Origin of the sequence: uncultured Campylobacter sp. (genome assembly GCF_938031315.1) — a bacterium.
Taxonomy (GTDB): Bacteria; Campylobacterota; Campylobacteria; order Campylobacterales; family Campylobacteraceae; genus Campylobacter_B.
This window is the reverse complement of record NZ_CALHHT010000235.1, coordinates 1-3,847: the sequence shown is the minus strand read 5'-3', so window position 1 is coordinate 3,847 and position 3,847 is coordinate 1. Positions and strand designations below refer to the sequence as shown.

At 50.0% G+C, this 3,847-nt stretch carries 3 protein-coding genes and 1 pseudogene; all 4 read right to left on the bottom strand.

Annotated features, from left to right (window positions below; translation table 11 throughout):
* Window positions 1–1,609, bottom strand: a 1,609-nt coding sequence (gene carB / locus Q0236_RS05945) for a carbamoyl-phosphate synthase large subunit (protein ID WP_297916017.1), incomplete at its 3' end; no start/stop codon positions are given.
* Window positions 1,609–2,358, bottom strand: coding sequence for a rod shape-determining protein MreC (gene mreC / locus Q0236_RS05940; protein WP_297916015.1), 750 nt, complete (start codon window positions 2,356–2,358; stop codon window positions 1,609–1,611). The genes carB and mreC, both read right to left, overlap by 1 nt.
* On the bottom strand, window positions 2,351–3,385 hold the full coding sequence (locus Q0236_RS05935; protein ID WP_297916013.1) for a rod shape-determining protein: 1,035 nt from the start codon (window positions 3,383–3,385) through the stop codon (window positions 2,351–2,353). Before Q0236_RS05935 ends, mreC begins: the two co-directional genes overlap by 8 nt.
* Window positions 3,386–3,394: 9 nt before the next feature.
* Window positions 3,395–3,847: pseudogene (locus tag Q0236_RS05930) on the bottom strand (ATP-dependent Clp protease ATP-binding subunit ClpX); the annotation flags it as partial.

Sequence of the window (3,847 nt, the reverse complement as noted above, 5' to 3'; positions counted from 1 at the left end):
ACGGGGTAAGCGCCGCAAACTCGCCTGCACAGGTATCTACTTCGTTGTATTCAAGGTCGATGCCCTGTCTGGCGCAGGCAAAATGGATGTCGTTTTGCGTAAGGCCCAGACTATCTTTTTTGTTGATTAAATTTGCGATCATCTTATCGCTAAAGCCCCAGCTCTTAGCCTGTCTCAAAAGCGCCGCGTCGTTGATGATCTCCATATCGATGCGCTCTTCAAATTTAACGATCTGCTCGATCTGGCTCAAAAACCAACGATCAATCTTGCTAAGTTCGTAAATTTGATCCACGCTCATACCTGCTCTAAAGCCCTGAGCGATGTATAAAATTCTATCTTGCTGCGCGTTGCGAAGCCCGAATATGAGATCCTTTTCGCTTAAATTTAACTCTACGAAGCCGAAGTAGCCCTTCTCCAGCGAGCACAGCGCCTTTTGGATACTCTCTTTAAAGCTACGCCCGATCGCCATCACCTCGCCGATGCTTTTCATCGCAGTGCCGAGATAGGGGTTTGCACCGGGGAATTTCTCAAACGCAAAACGCGGAATTTTAGTCACGATATAATCGATCACCGGCTCGAAGCTCGCAGGCGTGCCGGTGATGTCATTTTTGATCTCATCCAGGCTAAAGCCCACCGCCAGCATCGTAGCGACCTTGGCGATCGGATAGCCCGTGGCTTTGGACGCAAGAGCCGAACTGCGGCTTACGCGCGGGTTCATCTCGATGACGATCATGCGACCAGTTTGCGGATTTACCGCAAACTGCACGTTTGAGCCGCCCGTATCCACGCCGATCTCGCGCAAAATTTTAAAACTCGCGTCGCGCATCGCCTGGTATTCTTTATCGGTAAGCGTTAGAGCGGGCGCAACCGTGATGGAATCGCCCGTATGCACGCCCATAGGATCAAAATTTTCGATCGAGCAGACGATGATGCAGTTGTCCTTGTGATCGCGGATCACCTCCATTTCGAACTCTTTCCATCCAAGCAGGCTCTCTTCGATCAAAATTTCATTTATCGGGCTCACGTCTAGCCCGTTTTGCGCGACCTCTTTAAACTCGTCGATATTGTATGCCACACCGCTGCCTGCGCCGCCTAGGGTGTAGCTAGCGCGGATAATGAGCGGAAAGCCGATCTCATTTGCAGCAGCCATCGCCTCTTCGATATTGTAGGCGTATTTGGATTTAGGCAGATCCATTCCAATCTTAATCATCGCCTCTTTAAATTTTACCCTATCCTCGCCCTTTTTGATCGCTTCGGGATTTGCGCCTAGAAATTTCACCCCCGCTAGCTCGCCGCTTTCGTAAGCCTCCATCGCGACGTTTAGCGCGACCTGTCCGCCCATCGTAGGCAGGATCGCATCGACGCCCTCGCGCTTTATGATACGCAAAATGCTCTCTTTGGTGATCGGCTCGATATAGGTAGCGTCGGCAAAATCGGGATCGGTCATAATGGTAGCGGGGTTTGAGTTTATTAGCACTACGCGGTATCCGAGGCTCTTTAGCGTCTTAGCAGCCTGCGTGCCGCTGTAATCGAACTCGCACGCCTGGCCGATTACGATCGGACCGCTACCGATCAGCAAAATCGTCTTAATATCATCTCTTTTGGGCATCAATTTTCCTTTGTAACGACATACAAAAACGCCGGCATACTCGGATTTACGTATGGCTCTAGTACGGCGCTTTTGTATAACTTTCCGTTTTGAATCTCTTTAACCTTCCCCACCGGCACGCCGGCAAAGAAAATTTCATCCTTCCCGCTCGTAAAGACCTCATCGCCCACCTTGGGATCAAGCCATTGCGGGATGTATCTGACTACGAGCTCGTTATTTTCGCCGCCTGCGACGCCAGGAATTTGAGTATCTCCTATGAAAACGGAGAAGTTGCTCTTTTCGTCGCGCTGTAAGATCGCAAGCGGGCGCCCGTCTTTATTCACTAAAATTCCTGCGGTCTTGCCTTCGCTGATCAGGCCGTAAACCTTGCTCGGGTTAAAATTTTCAAAATTTACGAAGAATTTGTTGTAGTCATTTAAATTTGCATAGCTCAGCGCCTTTACGAGCTGAACTTTGGGCTCGTAAACGGAGCTGTTTTTATCGATCAAAATTTTATTCAGCTCGCCCGCGAACGTGCTAAGCAGCATCGCCGATTTTTTCAGCTCGGCGTTCTCTTCTCTTAGAGCCTTGATCGTCTCGGCTTGGTTAAAATGCTCGTTCACGGCGCTTTTAATCCTGCCGCTTACGCCGTAATACGCCTCTAAAATTCCGCCGGAAAATCCGATAAATTTACCGTGGATATATGAGCCGAACGTAAGCGAAACGGCCACTAACAAGACTGCGACGAGAAGCAGTTTGAGATTAGTCATTTGCCGTTTGTTTTAGCGTTTTGATCTCTTCTAGGGCTTTACCGGTGCCGTTTGCGACGCACAGAAGCGGCTCATCTGCTACAAAAACCGGAAGCTTCACCGTGTCGCTTAGATACTTATCCAATCCTCGAATAAGCGCGCCGCCGCCCGTTAGCACGACGCCGTTTTCGACGATATCGGCGGCGACTTCGGGCTGGATGCTTTCTAGCACAAATTTCAGCGCGTCCGCGATCTCTCTTATCGAATCTTTAATCGCCTCTCTTACGTCTTCGCTCGTAAGATCGACCGAGCTTAAAAGCCCGCTGATCTGGTCTTTTCCTTTAACGGCATAGGTTAGATCTTTTTGCTGCTGCACTGCCGTACCGATTTTTATCTTGATCTCCTCTGCCGCGCGCTCCGAAATAAGCAGGCTATATTTTTCCTTGACGTAGTTAACGATACTTGCGTCAATCTTATCGCCCGCGACGCGGACGGATTTGGCGCTGATAATACCGCCTAAAGATATAACGCCGATCTCGGTGGTGCCGCCGCCGATATCTACGACCAGCGAGCCGCGCGCTTCATTGACCGGCAAACCCGCACCGATCGCCGCAGCCATCGGCTCTTCGATTAGATAAACCTCGCGCGCGCCCGCTATCATTGCACTTTCGCGCACGGCTTTGCGCTCGACCTGAGTTAGCCCGTAAGGAACCGAGATGATGATGCGCGGGCTTACGAAAAAGCGGCGCTTGTGGGTCTTTTCGATGAAATACCTAATCATCTTCTCCGTCATATCAAAATCCGCGATAACGCCGTCCTTCATCGGGCGCACCGCTTCGATGTCGCCCGGAGTGCGTCCTAGCATCTCTTTGGCTTCGGCGCCCACGGCGATGATCCTTTGCTTGCCGTAGCGTTCGTTTTGTACCGCGACGACGCTCGGTTCGTTGATGATGATGCCTTTATCTTTTAGCAGCACAAGCGTGTTTGCCGTGCCTAGATCAATACCCATATCCCTAGAAAATAATCCTAGAATCGAATCAAGTAACATTTATCCCCTTTATGCAGTTAAATTTTGTTTTACAAGTATCGGCTTGGAGACGCCGTCTACGACCTCTTTCGAGATGATGACATCATAGCCTTTAAGCTCAGGCAGATCAAACATAATATCGATCATGATCTCCTCGATTATGCTGCGAAGTCCGCGCGCACCGGTTTTGCGCTTGATCGCAAGGCTCGCGACCTCTCGTAGCGCGTCGTCGTCAAATTTTAAATTTGCGCCGTCTATCGCAAAGAGCTTTTGATATTGCTTTAAGATCGCGTTTTTCGGCTCGGTTAAAATTCTAACCATCGCCTTTTCGTCGATCTCATTTAGCGTAGCCACTACGTGCAATCGCCCGATGAGCTCGGGGATTATGCCGTAATGCACCAGATCGTCGGCCTCGACCATGTTTAGCAAATTTAGGCTCTCTTTTTTACTGCGCTTGGTTTGGTTAAACCCTAACACGTTCTG

What these genes read in the sequence shown, in the direction of transcription:
- mreC (WP_297916015.1), bottom strand. Translation starts at nt 2,358, where the DNA reads ATGACTAATCTCAAACTGCTTCTCGTCGCAGTCTTGTTAGTGGCCGTT.
- Q0236_RS05935 (WP_297916013.1), bottom strand. Translation starts at nt 3,385, where the DNA reads ATGTTACTTGATTCGATTCTAGGATTATTTTCTAGGGATATGGGTATT.